Origin of the sequence: Pseudomonas sp. MF4836 (assembly GCF_002018875.1) — a bacterium.
Lineage (GTDB): Bacteria > Pseudomonadota > Gammaproteobacteria > Pseudomonadales > Pseudomonadaceae > Aquipseudomonas.
The window spans coordinates 33009-55127 of the sequence record NZ_MVOL01000024.1 but is presented as its reverse complement, the minus strand read 5'-3'; the positions used below and the strand labels follow the sequence as shown (position 1 = coordinate 55127).

Genomic DNA, 22119 nt, shown 5'->3' with positions numbered 1-22119 from the left:
CGCTACTGACGGCCTGCGATGTCCACGTAGACCGTATCGCGGTCACTTATCGCGAGCACGAAACCATCGCCGAACAGTTCGAGTTCGCCACACCGCTACTGGCCGTTCATCCCACTGAAATCCTGGCCGTGCTTCGTCTGCGCGATCTGCTCGGCTTGCCAAACCCGACACAGATCGACCATCCGTTGATGCAGACACCCTACGCGCAAATCACCTGCACCCCGGAGTTCCTGGCTTCCCAGGGCCAGCGCGACGAGTTGCTGGAGCGCTTCCTTGAAACTGTACGTCGCCGCGACCCTGCGGTCCTGCCCAAGGGGCTCTGACCATGGCAAACCCTGTTGAAATCACCCGGAGCGCTTTGTGGTCCATGACGATAATTTGCGCCACGAAGGAGCCTTTTCATGTCTAGAGGCGCCATTCGGCTCGGGGACAAGCACTCTGGTGGCGGCGTCATGATAGAAGCCAGTGGGTTCCCAGTGAACGGTAAGCCCCAATGCCTGCTCGGTGACAAAGCGGTATGCCCTACGCACAAGGGGGTGTTTCCCCTGGTTTCCGGTGGGGATGAAACCGCCATTCACAACGGCCGCCCGGTGGTGTTTGAGCCGGCCAAACTCGCATGTGGCTGCCAGGTTTCCTCATCGTGTTCGGCGCATTACCGAAAGGCGTAGGACAAATGGTTCCTCGTGCATGCAAAGCGGGTCAGCCATGACCAAGAGTCGCGAACCCGACAACGCCCTTGCGCAACCGAATCACCCAGTTCTCGATCGTGATCCAGGCTTGCGCGCCGCTGCCGTTCGTAGCGGACTCGATTGCCTTGACCATCAGTGGAAAGGGGTGAACGCCATGTATCGCTTTCGCTGTGATCGAGGGCATGTGTTCCTAAGAACGCTTCAGACATTTTCTCGAGTATCGAACGCGAAATGTCCAACGTGTGCTGTTGAAGCGCACATGAATCAGTTGCGCACGCTGGCAGATCGGAACGGGGTGAAATGCCTTGAAACGCGCTGGCTCGGCTGGGATGCCGCCCATAGATTCCAATGCGCACAAGGGCATATCTGGAGCCGCCGGGGCAATCGCGCCCTATCCGGCATTGACTGCCCCCATTGCGGCAAAGCCTCTGGCTACGACCGCAGACGCGCTGAGAGTCTGGCTCGACTCCATCAGATAGCCGCCGAGCGCGGCGGTGTGTGCCTGAACACGAGCTACCAGGCGAATAAACCCTATAGATTCCGCTGCGCTCGTGGGCATGAATGGGAGGCGCAGGGTCATGAAGTGAAGCGTCGAACCTGGTGCCCCGAATGTGCCCGCCTGCGCAAGGTTGAGGGGTATCGCCATCAGGATGGGCTGGAACGCCTTCGACAAAAGGCCGCTGAGCGCGGTGGGCAATGCCTGGCCGAAGCGTACCTTGGCGTCGGTTCGCGCTACCGCTTTCGCTGTGCCAAAGGACACGAATGGGAAACCCTCGGGCGGCGAATGCTACGTGGTGGATGGTGCCTTATCTGTGCCTATGACAAAAAGCGGCTCTCCATTGAAGATGCACACGCCAGCGCCAAAGCTCGGGGAGGCCAATGTTTGTCGACCTCGTACATCAGGGTCATCGATAAACTGCATTGGTTGTGTCACCGCGGCCATAGTTGGCATGCCCAATATGCAAACATTCGAGCGGGCCACTGGTGCCCGGAATGCGCCAGTATGGACCGAGTCACTAACCCGAAATCCAACGCTTGGAAACGCTATAAGGCAGTTCCATTTGCAATGGATGCGCTCTTATTCGGTGATCGCGCTGAGGAATAGGAAAATGACGTCTCCAGGCTGACGGCATGCGCACTGTCCAGATTAAGAGGATCTCAGATGCCCAGGTTCAGCCTTCCACCTAGCATTTAGCCCGGTTTGTGCACTCAAGGGGCTTTCGCGGCATATCCTCACTCACTGCGCCCAATTCGGAATGAAGCACCGTACTATCCACGCGGAAATGCAGCTCCCCCGTCGACACAGGTCAGCGAAGCATTCGTCCAAGCCCACTGCCCCTTACTTTCGCTTCGCCGCCAGGCGCCTGGCCAAAGGCTTGCGCGGCCGCAATCGGCGCCAACCGAGCCAGGTGGCACTCAGGCTGAGTAACGAACCGCCGACGCTCAGGGTGATCAGCAAGCCTTGCCACAGCGGCGGGCGCTCCAGCAGCGGCAGCCAATCCCAGCTGTGCAGCAGGTTGAACAGCCAGCGATAGACCCGGCGCCGCTCGTCCAATTGTTCGATCAAGGCACCGCTGCGCGGGTCCAGGTGCAGCCAGGTGGCGGCCGGGTCGTCGAACCTCAAACGCAGGGCCGGCAAGGGTTTGTCCAGGTGGCCGAGCATGCTGTGCTCGGCGCGACCGTAGTAATAGGCATCGTAGGCATGCAGGGTTTCGACTTGCGGTGTGCCGGCCGGCCACATGGCCGCTGCGGCGCGGACCAGGGCCTCGGGCTCCAGGCTTTGATGCACGCGGCCGTCGCCGTCCAGCAGGCGCACCGCGCCAGTGCCATCGCGGGCCAGTAGATAACCCTGGCCGCCGATCCGCCGCCACTCGATCTCCCGGGGGATAAAGCCCTCGGCCGTGAAGCGCGCCAGGGCCTCGGTAGTGTCTGTGGCAAACGCCTCAGCAATCAAGGGCCCACCCTGATAGGCGGCGCTGGCCAAGGCTTGCGGATGCTCGAACACCCGCCACGGGTTCATCGACAACCAGCCGCTGAAGACCCAGGTCAAGGCCAGGCTGCCAAACACCAGGCCGAGCAGGTGGTGCCAACGGGCGATGCCTTTATAGGGGGTGCGCGAACCGCTGCGATAAGGCTTGGTAAAACGCCAGCGCAGCACGCCGACCAGCATCCCGGAGAGGCACATCAGGCTGGCGGCGAACGCCAGGCTGGTCACCACCCAACCCCAGGCGCCATCCAGCACCCCGCCGCGCAGCGGATACAGCCAGTGCAGCCAAGCCCCGACCCAATTCCACAGGCGTTCGTTGCCGGTGGCCACGCGCACCACCGCGCCGGTCTGCCCGGAGAGGTACAGCAGGCTGGCGTCGCGGTCCTGCAACTGGATGCGGTGCAGCGGTCGCTCGGAGTCCAGGGCTCGGGAGTGGCTCCAGGCGTCTTCCCATACCGAACCGAGGTACACCGCCGGCGCCGGGTCGAATTGCTCGGCACTGGCCATCAACGAACCCAGGGTCGAGTACACCCGCTGCCCGCTGCGGGCATCTACCGCAACACTTTCACCAGCGCGGTAGCCCAACAGGTAATGCGGACGGCCAGCCACGCTGCTCAGGCGAATACTGCTCGGTGCCTGCTCGTGCGGCGCCGCCAGCAACGCTGTGCCCAGGTCGACGCAGCAATCCTGGACCTGCAACGCCGGCAGCCGCGCCAGGTGCTCGGCGGGGGTGAGTTTGGGGTAACCGACATAGAGCATCACCACCCCGGAGAAAAACCACAGCGCCAGCAGCAGGCACAGGCCAATCCCCAACCAACGGTGCCACAGGTACAGATAACGTTTCATTCGCGCCTCAGAACCGCGTGTCCAACGCCAGCTCAACGCTGCGCGGGGCTCCCAGATACAGCTGCGTGCCATTGGCGCGCTCGGCATAAATTGCGTCTGTCAGGTTGCGCAGCCGTGCCGTCAGGCGGGTATCGGCGCTCAGGCGGTAACCGGCAAATGCCCCGAACACCTGGTAACCCGGGACCCGCCGCTCGTTGGCCGCATCGGCATACACCTGGGCCACATGGCGGCCGTCGAAACCGAGTTGCCAGGCCGGGTCCAGGTCCCAGGTCAGCCACAGGTTGGCCACCTGACGCGGGGTGTTGCCCGGTGTGTGCCCCTTGCGCGACACACTCACGCCATCGACCCGCTCGCTGAAATCGTCGTACCAGGCCTCGGTGTAGGCCAGGTTGCCTTCCACCAGCCATTGCGGGGTCACGCGCAGCGAGCCGGCCAGTTCCAGGCCACGGCTCGATTGCTGGCCGACTGCCAGGCTTTGCCCGGGATTGAGCGGGTCGGCGGTGGCCAGGTTCTTGCGCTCGATCTGGTACAGGGCCACGGTGCCGGCGCCGCGCCCCTGAAGAAAGTCGAACTTGGCGCCCACCTCCAGCTGCCGGCCACGGGTCAGGTCGAAATCCTCGACCTGACCCAGGGTCGCGGTGGCGAGCATGCCGGCCGGCGGATCGGCGGCAGTGCTGTATTGCACATAGACGTTGGCGTGCGGGGTCAACTGGTAGACCAACCCGGCGCGACCGGTACTGGCAGCGTAATCACGGCTGAAATAAGCCGGGTTGCTCGTGCTCACCGCGCGGTAGTTGTCGACCTGCAACTCGATGCGCTCATGGCGCAGGCCGGTGAGCAGCGACAGACGCTCGGTCAGTTGCAGGTGGTGCTCGAAAAACAGCCCCCGGGTGTCCACCTGGTTGCGCCGGTCCTTGTGGAATCCACGCTGCATGCCGGGGATGTCCCAGAAACTGCCCGGGTCGAAATCCCCCGGATCCACCTGGTCCACCACGCCGGGCAGCGAGCGAGGCAGGCGCATCTGTACGTTATGGCTGTAGTCCAGCCCCAGCAGCCAGCGGCTGTCGAGGTCGAACAACGGCTGTTCGCGGTGCAGCTCGAAACGGTTGCCGATGACCTGTTGCTCATGGCGTTGCAACAGCGCGCCGGAACGGATCACCGCGCTGTTGTCGGCGTTGTAGCGGTAGTTTTCCAGGTTCTGAAACTGCCGCGTGGCCTGGTAGCGGTAGAGGGTGTTGCGCAGCTCGGTGGCCTCGTCGAAGCGGTATTCGCTGAGCGAGCGCAACCACTGCACGCGCTGCTGGTACAGGCTGTCGTCGACATTGAAATTGCGCAGGCGGTCGCGGCGGTCGATCTTCATCGGGCGGCCAGTGCCATTGAGCACCGGCGTGCCCCAGTAGGGGTTGTCGACCCGTTCTTCCTGATACTCCAGGGCCAGGGTGTGGCTGAACTGCGCGCTGATATCGCTGAGCAGGGAGAAGGCGCTGGTAAAGGCCTCGCGCCGCTCGCGGTCGGCATAGCCCCGGCCCTGGCTGTGGCTGAAGTCCAGGCGCGCGACGTGGTTTTCTCCCAGGCCGTGGTTGAAGCCCAGGGCGGTTTCACCGCTGTGATCCGAGCCCTGGCGCAGCCGAGCCTGGTTGAAGTCGTGGCCGCGCAGCGGCTGTTTGGAGATGTAATTGAGCGAGCCACCCACCGCCCCGGCGCCATTGAGAAAACCCGAGGCCCCGCCAATGGCTTCGACCCGGTCGTAGATCCAGCCGTCCACCGGACGCGCGGTGATGCTGTCGTAATGCAGGCCGATGCCGTTGAACAACTGGCTCACCTGGCCGCCGCCAAAGCCGCGCCAGCTCACGGCATTGCCCATGCCTGGCGGTGCCGACGCATTGAGCCCGGGCACGATGTCGAGCATTTCACCGGTGGTACGGGCGCCGCGGCGCTCGATCTGCTCGCGGGTGACCACGCTGACCGAGGCCGGGGTCGAACGCAGGTCGAGGCCCAGCCGCGAACCGGTGCTGCTCAAGCGGTCCAGTTCCAGCCCCGGGCTGAGGGGCGCCTCATCGGCGCTGACGACCTGATCGGGCAGGACCAGCGCCTCTTCGGCCAAGGCCGGGGAACACAGGGTGGCGCACAGCAGCGCAGCGTAACGACGGCGGGCCGGGAGATGGTTCATGACGGGCTTTCCTGAAGACGCGGGGCGCTGCAAAAGACCCCGCGACGGGCTCGGGGCACGCCAGGTCGAATCGGCGACCGGGCGCACCGGATTAAGGGCGCCATGGTGCAAAAACAACGGTCCGAGGCCTATCGGCCAAGTACTAAAACCTCAGCCCCGCTCACGCTTCGAGCTGCATATCCGGCCATCGGAAACCAACACTTCTTTACAAAAAAGGCACCCCGCGTTCAGGCAGATGACAGGTTTTTCTCTATAGAATCGCCGCCCCTCGCTACCCCCCCAGACAACACACCCCCTGACAAGCGGTGAACGGAGCCCTATTGCCAGGCCAGCAAGCCCCCTCTCCCCTGAATCAAAAGAGACCCGACCCGATGCCAATCCAAACCGTGATCGTCGATGATCACCCCATCACACTGATCGGCATGCGCGCCCTGTTGAGCGATAACCCCAAGCTGTCGATCGTGGGCGAGGCGCAGGACGTCGGCGGGCTTTTCGAACTCCTCGGTCGGCAATCCTGCGACCTGCTGATCACCGACCTGATGATGCCCGGCAGCGAGCAGGTCGATGGCTTGCGCCTGATCCAGCAACTGCGCCGTCGCTACCCGCAGTTGGCGATAGTGGTGGTCACCATGCTCAACAACCCGGCCCTGATCGGCTCGGTGCTCAAGCTCGGGATCCAGGGCCTGGTGAGCAAGCGCGGGCTGCTCAATGACTTGCCCAAGGCTATTGGCGCCAGTGCCTCGGCGCCCTTTCTTTCGCCCGTGTTCAGGCAACTGCTGGACCTGGGTGAGGCCGAGCACGGCAAACCGCTGCTGCAATTGGAAGAACTCTCGCCACGGGAAGTCGAGGTCCTGCGCCTGTATGGCAGCGGCCTGACCATCGGCGAAATCGCCTTGCACCTGAACCGCAGCAAGCAAACCATCAGCACCCAGAAGATCAGCGCCATGCGCAAGCTGGGGCTGGACACCAACGCCGCGCTCTACCTCTACATCCAGGAAAACGGCCTGACGTGAAGGCGACTGCCATGCATCGTTTGCTGCGGTCCCTGATCGCCCTGTGCCTGCTTGGCCTGTGTGCTCTGACAGGCCCCAACAACGCCCTGGCCGACGCGCCCGAGCCGACCCCGGCCAGCCTGGCCCAGCTCAACGCCATGCGTCAGTCACTGCCGAGCAAAACCCTGCGCGTGGCGCGCATCACGCCCCCCGAGAATGTGCGCGAAGGCAGCGCCAACCTGGCCCTGCGCGCCATCACCGAGGACTACCTGCAACTGGTCGGGGACTTTCTCGACCTGTCGATCGAGGAGGTGTCCTACCCCAGCGTGGCGGCAGCCATAGACGGGCTCAAATCCGGGGAAATCGACCTGCTGACCCGGGTCACCGACTTTGAACGCCGACATGCCAGGCTGATACTCAGCCGCCCGTACCTGACCAATGCACCGATCATCGTCGGCCGCAGTGCCGACAACAGCCTGCCTCCCGACCTGGAAGGCAAGCGGGTCCTGCTGCTCGCCGACTACATGGACTTGGCCACCGTGCTCCAGGCCTACCCGCACGCCAAGCTGAGCACGGTTGCGAACACCGCCGAAGGCCTGCGGCGCCTGGCGGAGGGCGAAGTCGATGCGTTTATCGGCGACAAGGTACGGGCCAATTTCCACATGCTCGCCCTGCCCGAGATGAAGCTGCAAAACAAGTTCGCCGCGCACCTGAGCAGCGAAGGTTTCTCCTTCGCCGCCCGGGAAAACGAGCACGACCTGATTACCCTGATCAACGTGACCCTGGAAAGCATCTCCGAGGCGCGCAATCGCGAGATCATCGAGCAGCGTACCCAGTCCACCCGGCTGTTCGCCCCGGCGGACGCCTTTGCCCTGACCCCCAAAGAGCGTGAGTGGCTGCACCAGCATCCAACCCTGACCCTGATTGCCAGCGAGCAACCGCCCTACTTCTATCGCGATAACGAGGGCCAGTGGATCGGCCTGGGCATGGAGATCCTGCGGGGCCTGGGCGACGTCTACCCCCTGCAACTGGAAGTGCTCGCCAGCCAGTCGCCCGCCGCCGACCAGCAACTGCTGCAAGGCGGCCGCGCGCAGTTGGCCACCAGCCTGCCGGCCACCGCCGAACGCCGGCAGACCCTGGCCTTCAGCGAACCCTTCGGCGCCCAGGCCTGGACCTTCGTGATTCGCCGCGACGCCAGTTCGCCCAGCTCCCTGGAGGCCATGGTCGGCCGCCGCCTGGCCTTGCCGTTCAATCACCCCCTGGACAGCTGGTTGCAGACCCGCTACCCGCGCGTCCAGGTGGTGCGCACCCAAACCACCGAGCAGGCTCTGGCCCTGGTGGAAAGCGGCAAGGTCGACGCCACCCTGTACACCGCGCTCTGCACCCGTGGACGCCAGCCGTGGCTGAGCGGACGCGACCTGCGGGCCGGGCAGACTGTCCAGGCCATGTCCCTGCCCCAGGTGTTCGCCATCAGCCCCAGCGCCCCCGAGCTGCGCGGCATTCTCGATAAGTTGCTCGGGTCGGTGGCCGGCGAGCTCAATGGCCGGGTCAAGCTGCTGACCAGCCCCCAGGCCGATCACGCACCCTGGGAGCAACTGCCGGATGGCTTCTGGCACGCCGTGGTCCTGGCGCTGGTGGTGGTCCTGCTGTCGCTGCTGTGGAACTGGCGGCTCAAGGTCCAGGTGCGCCAACGGCGTGCCGCCCAGCATCAGCTGAGCGACCAGTTGGCCTTCCAGTTCTCCCTGCTCAACGGCTTGCCGACGCCGCTGTACGTGCGCGACCTGGAATTGCGTCTGAGCACCTGCAACCGCGCCTACGAAAGCTTCTTCGGCAGCGCCCTGGAACAGCTGCAAGGCACCACCCCGCAGCAGCAGGGCATGGCGCCCCACAGCCTGGCGCTGAATCTGGAAGAGCAGTACCGGCTGCTGCTGGACAACCGTCAGCCGCAGTTTTTCGACGGTTGCATCGAGGTCAACGGCGAGCGGCGGCATATCTACCATTGGCTGGTGCCGTTCTACAGCGCGCGCGGCAAGTTGCAGGGCCTGCTCGGCGGCTGGATCGACATCAGTGAACGCAAGGGCCTGGAACTCAAACTGCGCGAGGCGCAACAGACCGCGGTCGATGCCAGCGCCGCCAAGGGCGAGTTCCTGGCCACCATGAGCCACGAACTGCGCACCCCGCTCAATGCCCTGGTCGGCCTGCTGGAACTGGAAAGCCGGAGCGAACGGGCACCGTCGGAAAACCTGCGGATCGCCCAGCAGTCGGCCCATTCGATGATCGACCTGATCGGCAATATCCTCGACCTCGACAAGATCGAGAGCGGACAGATGCAATTGGCGCCACAGCCGGTGGCCCTGGCGCCGCTGCTGCAAGACTGCCTCGATCTGTTTGCCGCCCAGGCCCGGCAGAGCGGCCTGGCCCTGAGCCTCGACTGCTCCGGCCTGACGCCCCAGCGCCACTACTGGCTGGACCCCATGCGCCTGCGCCAGGTGCTGCAAAACCTGCTGGGCAACGCGTTGAAGTTCACCGCCCGCGGCCAGGTCCGGCTCAGCGTCGAAGAGCTGGACCTGGGGGGCGACAAGAGTTTGTTGACCCTGCAGGTCAGCGACACTGGCATCGGTATCTCCAAGGCCATCCAGCCACGGATCTTCGAACCCTACATGCAGGCCCATGCCGAGGTCGCGCACCTGTATGGCGGCTCCGGGCTGGGGCTGAACATTTGCAGCCAGCTGGTGCAATTGATGGGGGGCCGGATCTGGCTCGACAGCCAGCCCAACCAGGGCTGCCAGGTCAGTGTCGAACTGCCCCTGACCTGGCAGCCGGCGCCGGCGCCGGCGCTGGGTAGCGATCCACAGCACCATCTGCCGCAAGCCTTGAGCCAGGCGCTGAAGGTGCTGATCGTGGACGATGTCTCGACCAACGGCCTGGTGTTGCAGCAGCAACTGGCCAGTCTTGGCCACCGCGCGACCTTCGTCTGCAGCGGCGCGGCGGCCCTGGAGGCCTGGGAGCGCGAGCCCTTCGACCTGCTGATCAGCGACTGCAACATGCCCGGCATGGACGGCTACACCCTGGCCCGGACCATTCGCCAGCGCGAGCAGGTCCTGGGCCTGGTGCCGCGCCCGATCATCGGCTACACCGCCAGCGCCCTAACCGGGGAAAACCAACGTTGCCACGACGCCGGCATGAACGAGCTGATGATCAAACCCGTGACCCTGGCCCGCCTGCGCGAAGCCCTCGCCGGGCAAGCGGCACAGCCCCAACGACTGCGGCCCGGCACCACCCCGGGCTTTGACCTGAGCCATCTGGAGGGCCTGGCCGGCGCCGATCCGAGCCTGATCAGGCGTTTGCTGGAGGAGTTGCACAGCAACCTGAAGGAGGAATGCCAGCGCCTGCAGCAGCCGCTGGCCGACAACAACGACGACGAAGCCATCGGCCAATTCATGCACCGCCTTGAGGGCCTGGCCTGCACCATCGATGCGCCCGGGCTGCTGCGTGCGTGCGAAGGGGTGCGCCAGGCTGCCAGCCAGGGCGTCGACCTGGATCCTGCCCAGGCGCAGTTAGTGGCGGTGCTGCTCGGCCTGTTGGACGATATCCGGCATCGGCATCCGGACCGACCGCCCCGAGGGTAGGGGCTCGCCCATTGCGCCCGCCTCGACGCGGGCCTGTTCGACCTGGCCATTCACGTCATGCTCCGGCGCGCACCCTCGGGGCTGCCGCCCCATTGGATGGCTCCCGTAAAAGTCCCCCGCACCCGACTCTCGTACTCGTCCCATGGGCGCCTCTCACCCCCGCGGGCATCCTGCCCAGGCCTTCAAAGGCGGGCTCAGCACCCCATACGTACCCGCCCTTGACGGCTCTATAACCAATTAGAAAGCCATCAAGGATTCACCATGATTCATAGCAAACGTGCAAGCGCCCTGCGCAAACTACCCCTGGCCATGGCCATTGGCCTGGCCACCCTGGCTTCGCAGCAAGCCTTCGCCCACGGCTACATTGAAAGCCCGAAATCCCGCGCATTCATGTGCAATGAAAACGGCGGCGAAATCAACAAAGGATGCGGCGCCGCCCAATATGAACCACAGAGCATGGAGTACTCAGCCAATGGTGCTCAGTATCATCACACTGGCACGTACTGCGCTGAAGACTTCAGCAAATGCGGCCCAGCTGACGGTAAAATCCCTAGCGGCGGCCTGCAATCCTTCGATCTATTGAATGAGCAGAAAGCCGATCGCTGGGCCAAGACCACCATCAAGCCGGGCATGAACGAGTTCCGCTGGAAGTACACCGCTGTGCACCCGGCCGCCTATCGCCAGTTCTACATCACCAAGAAAAACTGGAACCCGAACGAGCCACTGACCCGCGATTCCTTCGAGCTGACCCCGCTGCTGCACGAAGAAGGCCACAACAAGATTCCGTCCCTCTCCGAGCCGACCAAGCACCAAGTCAACATTCCGGCTGACCGCTCGGGCTATCACGTCATCCTCGCCACCTGGCGTGTCGGTAACACCAGCGCTACCTTCTACCAGGCGGTCGACGTCAATATCGATAACGACGGCGCTCCTGTTTCCCAATGGAGCCAGATCGGCTCCGTGCAGCCTGAACAGCTGCAAATTGGCGACAAAGTCATGACCCGCGTGTTCACCGCTGCTGGTGAACAGACCAGCCGTCAGACCGTGCTGGAAATCAACACCGTCGAACAGGCTCAGGCCAAAACCTGGCCATTCCTGCTGGCCGAAAAAGCCAACAAAGCCAACGCCGGCTACCAGATGGGCAAGATTGGTGCCGGCGATAAAGTCGTGCCTAGCTACGACGCCAACGGCATCTACATCACTGCCAAGAGCGACGTGACAAAGGTCATGATCGATAAAGATCAACCGGCTCTGCCAGGCACCCTGAACCTGACCGGCCTGGCTGCTGACTACACCTTGAATAACGGCGCCGCCGACCTGCACTTCAACGCTATCGCTCAAGGTGGCAAGTACACCATTGACGCTTCCGTGTTCAATGCCAAGGGCGAGAACATCGCTTACCAGCAGGCCGCTGTCGGGGAAAACACTGCGCATTTCACCATGGCACTGAAGGACGTCACTGCCGGTGACTACGACCTGGTGGTCGTGGCCAAGGCCGACAAAGGCGAGCTGCTGCAGCAGACCCACAGCTTCAAACTCAAGGACCCAGCGGTCGGTGGGGGCTATGACTTCGTATTCCCGGATGGCGAGAACGACTACAAAGCCGGCACCAAAGTACTGGCCTCTGACGGCAAGATTTACCAGTGCAAACCGCATCCATTCTCCGGCTGGTGCAAGAACTCGTCCGGCAATGCCTACGCACCTGGCAAGGGCTGGGCATGGGGTCAAGCCTGGGACCTGGTCAAGTAATTCATAAGGCTGCAACACGAGCGTGACGCCTGGCGTCACGCTCTTTTCGTTCAGGAATACCCCCATGTCCGCTCATAACTATTCCCAGCCGCGTCGGCTGCTGCACTGGTGCTCGGCCCTGATCATTATCTGGGCCTCGGTCAGTGGCTTTGCCGTCGCGTTGCTGGAGATGCCGCACGCGATCGAGAGCGGCATCACCTTTATCAACGTCTCGCTGACTGCGTTGCTGATACCGCTGTTTGCGCTGCGTCTGTTTTTTTCCGTGGCCCACCCGGCGCCACCGGAGCCGTCCATGATCGGCGCCGCCAGCCAGGTGCTGGCCAAACTCGGTCACCTGGCGCTGTACATCGCCACCGCCTTGGTGCTGGTGACCGGCGTCTTGATGATGAACCGGCCCATCGATTTCTTTGGTCTGCTGACCATGCCCCAGCCCCTTGAAGAACCGCTGCTGCTGGAGTTTTTCAACCAGGTGCACCGCGCTTGCTGCGTGGTCCTGGCCCTGTTGGTACTGGGGCATGTCGGCGCAGTGGTGCTGCACCAGTGGCGTGGCCACGGCGTGCTGCAGCGGATGCTGCCTTGATCAGCCTCAACGCGGTGCATGCCCTGCTGGCCCGGCTGCCACTGAGCCAAGGCCTGCTGCCCGCCAGCGCCTGTGCATTGTGTGCCTGGCTTGCCCTGGGCAGTTGGGACTTCATCCAGCAGTTGCCCGCGCAGACCGCCGGCGACGCGGCCCCGGCACCGACCGCCCAGCCGCTGCCAGCGCTGGACCCGAACGGCATCGCCAGCCTGTTCGGCGCCGTCCCGCCCGAGACCCAGGCCAGCGCCTACGCCGTGCCGCTGACGCTGCTGGCCAGCCTTGCCGCACCGCGCAGCGAAGATTCGCGGGCGCTGATCCGCGCCCCTGGTGGCGCCGCGTTCTACAGCATCGGCGACCGCCTGCCCGGCGGCGCCAGCCTCAGCGCGATCAGCCCGGACCACGTCGTGGTGCTCCAGGGCGGTCGCCTGCAAACCCTTGCTTTTCCCAGTCATTCCGCGCGCCTGCTGACCCCCACAGCAGAGCCCGCTTTACCCCCCCTTGCAGAGATACAACCATGAAACTGTCCCAGATCACCGGTGCCGTGCTGATGCTCGGCACCCTGCTTTCACCCTTGCCGACTCTGGCCGCCGCCGAGGCCAAGCGCCAGTGGACCTTGAACATGAAGGACGCCGAGCTGCAGGACCTGGTCAGCGAAGTCGGCGAAATCACCGGCAAGACCATGGTCCTGGACCCGCGCATGAGCGGCAAGGTCACGGTACAGTCGGCCTCGGCCATGGACCGCGAGGGCATCTACTCGCTGTTCCTCACCGTGCTGCGCAGCCAGGGGTTTGCCGCCCTCGACCAGGGCGACCGGGTGTTGATCGTGCCGGTCAGCGAAGCCAAGACCAAGGCCGTCGGCAGCAAAATCGCGGTCGGCGATATGTTCATCACCCAGGTGCTGCCGCTGTACAACGCCACCGCCAGTGAAGTGGCGACCGTGGTCCGGCCGCTGGTGGCGCCAGACGCGTATCTGGCGCCCTCGGCCAGCTCCAATGCCCTGGTCATCACCGACAGCGCCAACAACGTCGAGCGCATCCGCCAGGTAGTGCGTGACCTCGACGCCGCCGGGCACAAGGCGGTGACCACCCTCAACCTGAAACACGCCTGGGCAGTCGACGTGGCCAAGGTCCTGAGCGAAAGCGTGGCGCAGAACAACAGCGGCAATAACACCGCCAAGGCCATTGGCGACGCCCGCAGCAACCGCCTGATCCTGATCGGCCCGCTGCCCGCTCGCCAGCAGATGGAACGCCTGGCCAAGACCCTGGACGTCGCCGGCAACGCTGACGATGGCACCCGCGTGGTGCGCCTGCGCCACAGCGATGCGACGAAACTGGCCGAGCTGCTCAATGACGTCGGCAAGCGCATCGAAGGCGGCCGTGGCGGCAAGGACGGCGGCACCCAGGGCAAATCGATCCTGGTCAGCGCCGACCAGAGTCAGAACGCCCTGGTGCTGATGGCGGAGCCGGCGCAACTGAACATGCTCGACAAAGTCATCGCCGAGCTCGACCGCCCGCGCGCTCAAGTCCTGGTGGAAGCGGCCATCGTCGAAGTCAGCGGCGACATCAGCGAGGCCCTCGGCGTGCAGTGGGCCGCACATGCCGGCAACGTCACCGGCGGCACCAACTTCCCCGCCAGCGGCCTGGCCATCGGCAGCCTGCTGGGCAACCTCGAAGGCGACAAGCGCCCGCCCCTGCCCGATGGCGCGATCATCGGCCTGGGCAGCCGCAACTTCGGCGCCCTGGTCACCGCGCTGTCCAGCGACTCCAACAACAACCTGCTGTCCACCCCCAGCCTGCTGACCCTGGACAACGAAGCCGCGGAGATCCTAGTGGGGCAGAACGTGCCATTCCAGACCGGCTCCTACACCACCGACAGCGCTGGCGCGAGTAACCCTTTCACCACCGTGGAGCGCAAGGACGTGGGCATCACCCTCAAGGTCACGCCCCATATCAACGAGGGCAACACCCTGCGCCTGCAGGTCGAGCAGGAAAGCTCCGAGCTGGCCGCCGCCCCCGCCGGCATCAGCACCAGTGACGTGATCACCAACAAGCGCTCGGTGAAAAGCACCATCCTCGCCGACGATGGGCAGATCATCGTGCTCGGCGGCCTGATCAAGGACAACGTCAAGACCCAGGTCAGCAAGGTTCCGGTACTGGGCAGCATCCCGCTGATTGGCCGGCTGTTCAGCAGCAGCCGCGAGGTCACTGAAAAAACCAACCTGATGGTGTTCCTGCGTCCGACCCTGCTGCGCACCAGCAATGACAACACCCACCTCGGCCAGCGCAAGTACGAGAACCTGCGCCAACTGCGGGCCCTGGACGGCAGCACCAACAGCCTGCGCCTGCCCAATGACCCACGGCAGATGTTCGAGGCCGCCCCGCAAGGCACCGTGATCGACATGCGCAGCGAGCCGCAACGATGACCCAGGCCCCACGCCTGCCCTTCAGTTTTGCCCGGCGCCACGGCGTGCTGCTGGAGGCCGGCCAACTGCTGTGCCGCAGCGACACCCCGCTGGCGGTGCTGGCTGAAGTGCGTCGACGCCATGGCGCGCCGCCGCACAGCCAGGTACTCGGCGCCGAGGCCTTCGCCCTGCGCCTGGCCGAGCACTACCGCGATGGCCAGGACGATGCGATGCAAATGGCCGAGGGCCTGGGCGACCAGATCGCCGACCAGGACGACCTCGCCAGCCTGGCCGAACACCTGCCGCAAACCACCGACCTGCTGGAGCAGGAAGACGATGCGCCGATCATCCGCCTGATCAACGCCATCCTCGGCGAGGCGGTCAAGGCCAAGGCCTCGGACATCCACCTGGAAACCTTCGAGCAACACCTGTCGGTGCGCCTGCGGGTCGATGGCCTGCTGCGTGAAGTACTGCGCCCACGGCGCGAACTGGCGGGGCTGCTGGTGTCGCGGATCAAGGTCATGGCGCGCCTGGACATCGCCGAAAAACGCATCCCCCAGGACGGCCGGATCGCCCTGCGGATCGGTGGCCATGAAGTCGATGTGCGGGTCTCGACCCTGCCCTCGGCCTATGGCGAACGGGTGGTGATGCGCTTGCTGGATAAACAGGCCGGGCGCCTCGACCTCGGGCGCCTGGGCATGGCCGATGCCAGCCGCCGACGCCTGGAAGGCGCACTGTCGCGGCCCCACGGCATCCTGCTGGTGACCGGGCCCACCGGCTCGGGCAAGACCACCACGCTGTACGCCGGCCTGGCCAGCCTCAACACCTTGTCGCGCAATATCCTGACCATCGAAGACCCGGTGGAGTACCACCTGCCGGGCATCGGCCAGACCCAGGTCAACACCAAGGTCGACATGACCTTCGCCCGTGGCCTGCGGGCGATTTTGCGCCAGGACCCGGACGTGGTGATGGTCGGCGAAATCCGCGACCGAGAGACCGCGGAAATCGCCGTACAGGCCTCCCTCACCGGGCACCTGGTGCTGTCGACCCTGCACACCAACAGCGCGGTGGGCGCGGTGACGCGCCTGGTGGACATGGGCGTCGAGCCGTTCCTGCTCTGCACTTCCCTGCTCGGGGTGCTGGCCCAGCGCCTGGTGCGAGTGCTGTGCGTCGAATGCAAAGTCGCGACCCCGGCCGACGCCAGCGCCTGTGCGCGCCTGGAGCTGGACCCTGCGGCCCCGCCCCTGCTGTATCACGCCCCCGGCTGCGCCGGCTGCCAGCACAGCGGCTATCGCGGACGCCAGGGCATCTACGAATTGGTGCTGTTCGACGAAGAGCTGCGCCAACTGGTGCACCAGGGCGCCGGCGAAGCCGAACTCAGCCGCCACGCCCGCGCCCATGGCCCAAGCCTGTTCGCCGATGGCCGCGACAAGGTGCTGCAAGGCAGCACCAGCCTTGAAGAACTGCTGCGCGTGACCCAAGAGGATTGACCATGGCCGCCTTCGAATACCTCGCCATGTGCAATGCCGGGCGCAAGACCCGCGGCGTGCAGGAGGCCGAGAGCCTGCGCCAGGCTCGCCAGTTGCTGCGCGAACGCAACCTGATCCCGCTGCAGATCAAGCCGGCGCGCGGCAACCAGGAGCGCGGCCCGGGCTCGACGGCAGCCTCCCGGCGCAGCCTGAGCCCGGCGCAACTGGCCTTGCTGACGCGCCAGTTCGCAACCCTGGTGCAAGCCTCCCTGCCACTGGAAGAAGTGCTGGCCGCCGTGGCCGCCCAGTGCGAAAAAAGCGCCCAGCAGAGCATGGTCCTGGCGATTCGCGCGCGGGTCCTCGAAGGCCACAGCCTGGCCCGCGCCATGGGCGAATTCCCCCGGGCGTTCCCGGCGCTGTACCGGGCCACGGTGGCCGCCGGCGAGCGCGCCGGGCACCTGGGCCAGGTGCTGTTGCAACTGGCCGACTACACCGAGGCGCGCCAGGCCGCGCAGCAGCAGATCCAGCTGGCCATGCTGTACCCGAGCATCCTGATGGTGGCGGCGTTCAGCATCGTCGGTTTCCTCCTGGGGTTCGTGGTGCCGGACGTGGTCAAGGTGTTTATCGACAGCGGCCAGCAACTGCCGGTGCTGACCCGGGGCCTGATCGCTGCCAGCGGCGTGCTGCGCGACTACGGCCTGTTGATGTTGCTGGTGCTGGCCGGCGGGCTTGGCTTGGCGCGCCTGGCCCTGCAAAAACCGGCAGCGCGCCTGCGCTGGCACCAGGTGCAACTGCGCCTGCCATTGATCGGCCGGGTGATCCGCGCCAGCAACTGCACGCGTTTTGTCAGCACCCTGGCGATTCTCGGACGCAGCGGCGTGCCCCTGGTGGACGCCCTGGAGATCGCCGCCGAAGTGGTGGCCAACCAGCAGATTCGTACCTGTCTGAAAGACGTGGCCCAAGCCGTGCGCGAAGGTAGCGGCCTGACTCGAGCCCTGGAACACAGCGGCCATTTCCCGCCGATGATGCTGTACATGATCGCCAGCGGCGAACGCTCCGGCGAGCTGGACGCCATGCTCGACCGCGCCGCGCACCAGCAGGAAGCGCAGCTGGCCAACCGCATTGCCATGCTGGTGGGCCTGTTCGAGCCGGTGATGCTGGTGTTCATGGGCGCCAGCGTGCTGCTGATCGTGCTGGCGATCCTGATGCCGATCCTCAGCCTCAACCAACTCATCACCTGATACACAGGAACGCGCATGCACAAGCGACACAAGCAACGGGGTTTTACCCTGATCGAAATCATGGTGGTGGTGGTGATCCTCGGGGTCCTCGCCGCCCTGGTGGTGCCGCAGATCATGAGCCGCCCGGACCAGGCCAAGGCCACCGCGGCGCAGAGCGACATCAAGGCCATCGCCATGGCCCTGGACATCTACAAGCTCGACAACCACAACTACCCCAGCACCCAGCAAGGCCTCGAAGCGCTGGTCAGCAAACCCTCGGGCACCCCGCCAGCACGCAACTGGAATGCCGACGGCTACCTCAAGCGCCTGCCGGTCGACCCCTGGGGCAACCCCTACCAGTACCTGGCCCCGGGCAGCCGGGCGAATGCCTATGACCTGTTCTCCTTCGGTGCCGACGGCCGTGCCGGTGGCGAAGGCCTGAACGCTGACATCGGCAACTGGGACCTCTGACGTGCAACGCGCAGCCCGGGGCTTCACCCTGCTCGAGGTGCTGGTGGTGATCCTGATCGTCGGCCTGCTGGCCGGCCTTACCGGGCTGGCCCAGGTCGACAGCGGCCAGCAGGCACGGCGCGAAGCCGAGCGCCTGCGCAGCCTGATCGGGCTGCTGCGCGCCGATGCCCTGCTCAACCACCGCGACTACGGGCTGCGCCTGGACGAAGACCGCTACTCGGTGCTGCTGCGTGCCAACGACGGCCGCTGGCAGCCCGCCTTGCAGTACCGCGAGCAACAGCTGCCGGCCGACCTCCGCCTGCAACTGCAAGTGGAGGTCGAGCTGCTCGATCCCGCCTCTGCGCCCAGCGGAACAGTGCCGCAGTTGCTGGTGCTGTCCAACGATGAAATCTCACCTTTCACCCTGCGCCTGGAACAGCGCCTGACCCCGGTGCTCTCGCTGCACAGCGACGGCCTGGAAGAGGTGCGCATTGAAACGCTGTGAAGGGTTTACCTTGCTGGAAGTGATGGTCGCCCTGAGCATTTTCGCCACCCTGTCGGTGGCCCTCTACAGCGCTGCCCAGCACATCGCCGGCAACAGTGCCGGCCTTGCCGAACGCAGCCTGGCCCATTGGCTGGCGGACAACCGGATGAATGAGCTGCGCGCCGGCATGCGCTCGCTCGCCACCGGCCAGGAGCAGGATCGGCTGGACTTCGGCGGCCGCCAATGGCTGCTCGACAGCCGGGTGGCCAGCGCGCCGGACCCGAGCTTGCGCAAGGTCAGCCTGGAAGTGTCGGTGGTCGGCTCCAAGCCCGTGCGCCGGGCCCTGCTCAGCGGGTTTATCGAGGCACGGCCATGAATCAGCGCGGCTTTACCCTGCTCGAAGTCCTGATCGCCATGGCCCTGTTCAGCCTGCTGGGCCTGGCCTGTTACCAACTGCTGGAGCGGGTGCTGCACAGTGAGCGGCGCATCGAGCAGCACGAACAGCAATTGCGCAGCCTGCAACGGGCCCTGGGGATCTTCGAGCGCGACCTGACGCAAGCCATCGTCCATCCGCTCGACGATGACCTCAGCCGCCGCCAGGCGCTGATCGGTCGCGCCGACAACCTGCGCCTGGTTCGGGGTGGCTGGAGCAACCCGCTGGACCAGGCCCGCAGCGATGTGCTGCAAGTCAGCCATCGCTGGGAAAATGGCCAGTGGCTGCGCGACTACCACAGCCCTACCGGGCAAGCACCACGGCCCGGGGAGGTGCGCCAGCAGCGCCTGCTCGACGGCGTGCAGCTCAAGCATCTGCGCTACATCGATGCCAGCGGTGCCGCGCACTCGGCCTGGCCGGCCCTGGGCCTGCCGCTGAGCCTGCCGCAGGCGATAGAGATCGAACTCGACGCCCCCGGCTACCCGGATATGCGCCGGGTCATCCTGCTTCCGGGCTTCCAGGGCAACGCCGGTGCATAGCCCGCGCCGGCAACGGGGCGTGGCGCTGATCAGCGTATTGCTGATCACCGCCCTGGTGACCCTGATCATCAGCGACATGCTCGCCCGCCAGCGCCTGAGCGTGGCCAGCAGCGCCAACCAGTTGCAACAACAGCAACTCTGGCAGTTGGCCCTGAGCGGCGAGACCTGGGCCCGCGAGCAATTGCGTCGCGACCTGGGCACTGAAGACGGCAAGCTCCGGGTGCATCTGGGCCAGCACTGGGCCAAGAGCGCCGGCGAATTCGAGATCGAGGACGGGCGCATCCGCATCCGCCTCGAAGACCTGGGCGCGCGCTTCAACCTCGATCGCCTGCGCAATCGCGACGACGACCTGAATCGTGCCCGTTACCAGCGCCTGCTGGTCCAGCTCGGCCTGACGCCCCATGACCCGGCGAACCTGCCCGCGCCCCTGGGCTACGACCACAAACTCCAGCCCTTTGCCGACAGCAGCGAGTTGCGGCGCCTGCCGGCGCTGGACGCGGCGGGCTGGCAGCGCCTGCAACCCTGGGTCGCGACCACCGGCAAGGCGCCGTTGAACATCAATACCGCCAGCGCCGAACTGCTGGCCACCCTCGAAAGCCTGGACAGCGGCATCGCCCGCAGCCTGGTGCAACAACGTCCAGCGAACGGCTACAAGAGCGTGCAGGCGTTTCTTGATCAGCCGCAGTTGCAAGGCCGCCAGGTCAATGGCGCGGGGCTGGCCGTCAGCAGTCACAACTTTCGCGCGACCCTCGATGTAGCCCTGGGCGAACGCCGCCTGCGCCTGGTGAGCGACCTGCGCACCGCCAGCGACGGCCAGGTCCAGGTGCTGCGTCGCCAACTGGTCGCCCCCGACCGCCCCCTTTCGGAGTAACCCCCGTGCACGCCTTGCTCCATCTTTCTTCCCTGGCCGATGACGCGCCCCTGACCTGGTGGCGCGGCTATGGCCCCGTGGTCCAGGGCGACCTGGATCAGGCGGCCCAGGCTCTGGCTGGCCAGCCGCTGCTCCTGCTGTTGCCCGCCGAAGCCGCCAGCCATCACCACATCGACGTCCCGCCCCGCAGCGGCCGCTGGCTGCGCCAGGCGATCCATTCGGCACTGGAAGAAAAACTGCTGGATGACCTCGACTCACTGCACCTGGCCCAGGGGCCGTTGCGCCAGCGGCGTCATTGCCGGCTATGGGTGCTGCGCCGCGACTGGCTGCAGTCGCTGTTGGCGCGACTGGCCGACAAAGGCCTGGTGCCGACGCGAATTCATATCGATGCCGACTGTATCCCGGGCGAGCAGCCACGGGCCGTGTACTGCGCCGATCGCTGGCTGCTGGGCGGCGCGGCGGAGCATCCCTCGGCCCTGGTCGAAGAGGAACTGCAAACCCTGGCCGCACTGTTGCCAGAGGACCTGCAACGCTGCACAGACTCGCCCTGGCCACTGCTGGCCGAGGGCGCGCAACAGGCCATCGACCTGCGTCAAGGCGAATTTGCCCTCGGCAGCCAGCACCGCCTGCCCTGGCGAGCCCTGACCATGCTGCTGGTGCTGGGCTGTGGCGCCAGCCTGGCACAGGATATCGGCCACCGGCTGGTGCTTGAGCAGCGCAGTGCCGAGTTGCATCTGGCCAACCTCGACACCTGGCAGCGGCGGGTGCCTGACGAGCCGCGGGTCATCGACCTCAAGCGCCAGGTCCAGGCTCGACTGCAACAAGACCAGGCGCCGCAACAGGACCTGGCGCGGCGCCTGGACACTCTGGCCCGACACTGGGGCAACAGCGGCGGCGCCCTGGCCCGGGTCGACCGGCTCGACTATCTACAGGGCGAAGGCTGGACCTTGCGCGTGATCGCCCCGGCCTTCGCCGACCTCGAGCGCCTGCGCGAGGGGCTGACCCGGGCCGGACTTGCAGTGCAGGCCGATTCCACCGCCCGCGACGGCCAAGTGGTCAGCGCCCGCTTGCAGATCAAGGAATGAATATGCTCTTTCGCAATTTGCCCCCACGTGAACGCCGAGCCCTGGCGCTGTTGGCCCTGTTCCTCGGCGCGGTATTGATCTGGACGTTGCTGTGGCAGCCACAGCGCCTGGCCTTGCAGAACGCCGAACGTAACTACCGGGACGAGCTGCAACTGGCCGCCGACTTGCAACGCCTGCCGGCCAGCGGCGGCAGCCAGCCGGGAGTGGCGATCAATGCAGACGCCTTGCCGGGTTTGCTGGCGCGCACCAGCGCCGAGACCAAGCTGAACCTGGAGCGTCTGGATAACGAGCAGCAGGGCCGGGTCGACCTCAGCCTCGATGGCGCATTGGCCGACCTCTTGCCCTGGCTGCAGCACCTGGGCGAGCAAGGGGTGGAGGTGAGTTCGGCGAACCTTGAAGTCAATCCGCAGGCCCAGGTCCGGGCGCGGCTGGTACTGGAGGTCAAATAGACCGAAGTCCCCCGAATGCAGGCACACGCCAACACCCGTGGACCCCGCAAGAGCGGGAGGTCCACGGGGGCGACTGAAA

At 65.5% G+C, this 22119-nt stretch carries 19 protein-coding genes and 1 pseudogene; 18 read left to right on the top strand and 2 right to left on the bottom strand.

Translation table 11 applies throughout. From position 1 onward, the window contains the following. The 3 genes and pseudogenes from MF4836_RS33235 to MF4836_RS35265 all read left to right on the top strand — a co-directional run. Positions 1-323, top strand: a pseudogene (locus tag MF4836_RS33235) (hypothetical protein); the annotation flags it as partial. A 78-nt stretch (positions 324-401) separates the two neighbouring features. Then, complete coding sequence (locus tag MF4836_RS33230; RefSeq protein ID WP_078473934.1) at positions 402-668, top strand: PAAR domain-containing protein; 267 nt, start codon at positions 402-404, stop codon at positions 666-668. A 37-nt stretch (positions 669-705) separates the two neighbouring features. After that, complete coding sequence (locus MF4836_RS35265) at positions 706-1794, top strand: hypothetical protein (RefSeq protein WP_153050293.1); 1089 nt, start codon at positions 706-708, stop codon at positions 1792-1794. Positions 1795-2028: 234 nt separating this feature from the next. Here MF4836_RS35265 and MF4836_RS33220 read toward each other — a convergent pair whose 3' ends face one another. Both MF4836_RS33220 and MF4836_RS33215 read right to left on the bottom strand, forming a co-directional pair. Beyond that, positions 2029-3522 (bottom strand): PepSY domain-containing protein, encoded by a 1494-nt coding sequence (locus MF4836_RS33220; RefSeq protein WP_078473932.1) that lies wholly within the window; start codon positions 3520-3522, stop codon positions 2029-2031. Positions 3523-3529: 7 nt separating this feature from the next. Beyond that, on the bottom strand, positions 3530-5692 hold the full coding sequence (locus tag MF4836_RS33215) for a TonB-dependent receptor (protein WP_078473931.1): 2163 nt from the start codon (positions 5690-5692) through the stop codon (positions 3530-3532). A gap of 371 nt (positions 5693-6063) precedes the next feature. On the opposite strand from MF4836_RS33215, the gene MF4836_RS33210 reads away from it, so the two are divergent. The 15 genes from MF4836_RS33210 to gspM all read left to right on the top strand — a co-directional run bounded on the left by MF4836_RS33210 (position 6064) and on the right by gspM (position 22040). Next, the gene (locus MF4836_RS33210; RefSeq protein WP_078473930.1) at positions 6064-6705 is read left to right on the top strand and encodes a response regulator; all 642 of its coding nucleotides are present in this window, start codon (positions 6064-6066) and stop codon (positions 6703-6705) included. Positions 6706-6716: 11 nt separating this feature from the next. Continuing rightward, positions 6717-10313 carry an ATP-binding protein gene (locus MF4836_RS33205; RefSeq protein WP_238596248.1) on the top strand — a complete coding sequence of 1199 codons (3597 nt, stop codon included), beginning with the start codon at positions 6717-6719 and terminating at the stop codon, positions 10311-10313. A gap of 261 nt (positions 10314-10574) precedes the next feature. Next, a complete protein-coding gene (gene gbpA / locus MF4836_RS33200; RefSeq protein WP_078473928.1) occupies positions 10575-12062 on the top strand; it encodes an N-acetylglucosamine-binding protein GbpA in 1488 nt (495 codons plus the stop codon). A gap of 64 nt (positions 12063-12126) precedes the next feature. After that, a complete protein-coding gene (locus MF4836_RS33195) occupies positions 12127-12642 on the top strand; it encodes a cytochrome b (protein ID WP_078473927.1) in 516 nt (171 codons plus the stop codon). Continuing rightward, the gene (locus MF4836_RS33190) at positions 12639-13157 is read left to right on the top strand and encodes a type II secretion system protein N (RefSeq protein WP_161955781.1); all 519 of its coding nucleotides are present in this window, start codon (positions 12639-12641) and stop codon (positions 13155-13157) included. Before MF4836_RS33195 ends, MF4836_RS33190 begins: the two co-directional genes overlap by 4 nt. Next, complete coding sequence (gene gspD / locus MF4836_RS33185; protein ID WP_078473925.1) at positions 13154-15061, top strand: type II secretion system secretin GspD; 1908 nt, start codon at positions 13154-13156, stop codon at positions 15059-15061. Before MF4836_RS33190 ends, gspD begins: the two co-directional genes overlap by 4 nt. After that, entirely contained in the window at positions 15058-16530 is a 1473-nt protein-coding gene (gene gspE / locus MF4836_RS33180) for a type II secretion system ATPase GspE (RefSeq protein WP_078473924.1), read from the top strand. Before gspD ends, gspE begins: the two co-directional genes overlap by 4 nt. A 2-nt stretch (positions 16531-16532) precedes the next feature. Beyond that, entirely contained in the window at positions 16533-17750 is a 1218-nt protein-coding gene (gspF, locus tag MF4836_RS33175) for a type II secretion system inner membrane protein GspF (protein WP_078473923.1), read from the top strand. Between the two features lie 15 nt (positions 17751-17765). Beyond that, positions 17766-18200 carry a type II secretion system major pseudopilin GspG gene (gspG, locus tag MF4836_RS33170; RefSeq protein WP_078473922.1) on the top strand — a complete coding sequence of 145 codons (435 nt, stop codon included), beginning with the start codon at positions 17766-17768 and terminating at the stop codon, positions 18198-18200. A gap of 1 nt (position 18201) precedes the next feature. Further along, positions 18202-18684, top strand: a complete 483-nt coding sequence (gene gspH, locus MF4836_RS33165; RefSeq protein WP_078473921.1) for a type II secretion system minor pseudopilin GspH — start codon at positions 18202-18204, stop codon at positions 18682-18684. Further along, a complete protein-coding gene (gene gspI / locus MF4836_RS33160) occupies positions 18671-19039 on the top strand; it encodes a type II secretion system minor pseudopilin GspI (RefSeq protein ID WP_078473920.1) in 369 nt (122 codons plus the stop codon). The genes gspH and gspI overlap by 14 nt, the downstream gene beginning before the upstream one ends. Continuing rightward, the gene (gspJ, locus tag MF4836_RS33155; RefSeq protein WP_078473919.1) at positions 19036-19635 is read left to right on the top strand and encodes a type II secretion system minor pseudopilin GspJ; all 600 of its coding nucleotides are present in this window, start codon (positions 19036-19038) and stop codon (positions 19633-19635) included. Before gspI ends, gspJ begins: the two co-directional genes overlap by 4 nt. Next, a complete protein-coding gene (gspK, locus tag MF4836_RS33150) occupies positions 19628-20506 on the top strand; it encodes a type II secretion system minor pseudopilin GspK (RefSeq protein WP_238596247.1) in 879 nt (292 codons plus the stop codon). The genes gspJ and gspK overlap by 8 nt, the downstream gene beginning before the upstream one ends. Positions 20507-20511: 5 nt before the next feature. Continuing rightward, on the top strand, positions 20512-21591 hold the full coding sequence (gene gspL / locus MF4836_RS33145; RefSeq protein ID WP_078473917.1) for a type II secretion system protein GspL: 1080 nt from the start codon (positions 20512-20514) through the stop codon (positions 21589-21591). Between the two features lie 2 nt (positions 21592-21593). After that, on the top strand, positions 21594-22040 hold the full coding sequence (gspM, locus tag MF4836_RS33140) for a type II secretion system protein GspM (RefSeq protein ID WP_078473916.1): 447 nt from the start codon (positions 21594-21596) through the stop codon (positions 22038-22040). Positions 22041-22119 lie beyond the last annotated feature (79 nt).

Coding starts and splice junctions, on each gene's coding strand:
- MF4836_RS33220 (WP_078473932.1), bottom strand. CDS start 3,522: ATGAAACGTTATCTGTACCTGTGGCACCGTTGGTTGGGGATTGGCCTG.
- MF4836_RS35265 (WP_153050293.1), top strand. CDS start 706: ATGACCAAGAGTCGCGAACCCGACAACGCCCTTGCGCAACCGAATCAC.
- gspM (WP_078473916.1), top strand. CDS start 21,594: ATGCTCTTTCGCAATTTGCCCCCACGTGAACGCCGAGCCCTGGCGCTG.
- gspJ (WP_078473919.1), top strand. CDS start 19,036: ATGAATCAGCGCGGCTTTACCCTGCTCGAAGTCCTGATCGCCATGGCC.
- MF4836_RS33205 (WP_238596248.1), top strand. CDS start 6,717: ATGCATCGTTTGCTGCGGTCCCTGATCGCCCTGTGCCTGCTTGGCCTG.
- gspD (WP_078473925.1), top strand. CDS start 13,154: ATGAAACTGTCCCAGATCACCGGTGCCGTGCTGATGCTCGGCACCCTG.
- MF4836_RS33230 (WP_078473934.1), top strand. CDS start 402: ATGTCTAGAGGCGCCATTCGGCTCGGGGACAAGCACTCTGGTGGCGGC.
- gspF (WP_078473923.1), top strand. CDS start 16,533: ATGGCCGCCTTCGAATACCTCGCCATGTGCAATGCCGGGCGCAAGACC.
- MF4836_RS33215 (WP_078473931.1), bottom strand. CDS start 5,692: ATGAACCATCTCCCGGCCCGCCGTCGTTACGCTGCGCTGCTGTGCGCC.
- gspG (WP_078473922.1), top strand. CDS start 17,766: ATGCACAAGCGACACAAGCAACGGGGTTTTACCCTGATCGAAATCATG.
- MF4836_RS33210 (WP_078473930.1), top strand. CDS start 6,064: ATGCCAATCCAAACCGTGATCGTCGATGATCACCCCATCACACTGATC.
- gbpA (WP_078473928.1), top strand. CDS start 10,575: ATGATTCATAGCAAACGTGCAAGCGCCCTGCGCAAACTACCCCTGGCC.
- MF4836_RS33195 (WP_078473927.1), top strand. CDS start 12,127: ATGTCCGCTCATAACTATTCCCAGCCGCGTCGGCTGCTGCACTGGTGC.
- gspE (WP_078473924.1), top strand. CDS start 15,058: ATGACCCAGGCCCCACGCCTGCCCTTCAGTTTTGCCCGGCGCCACGGC.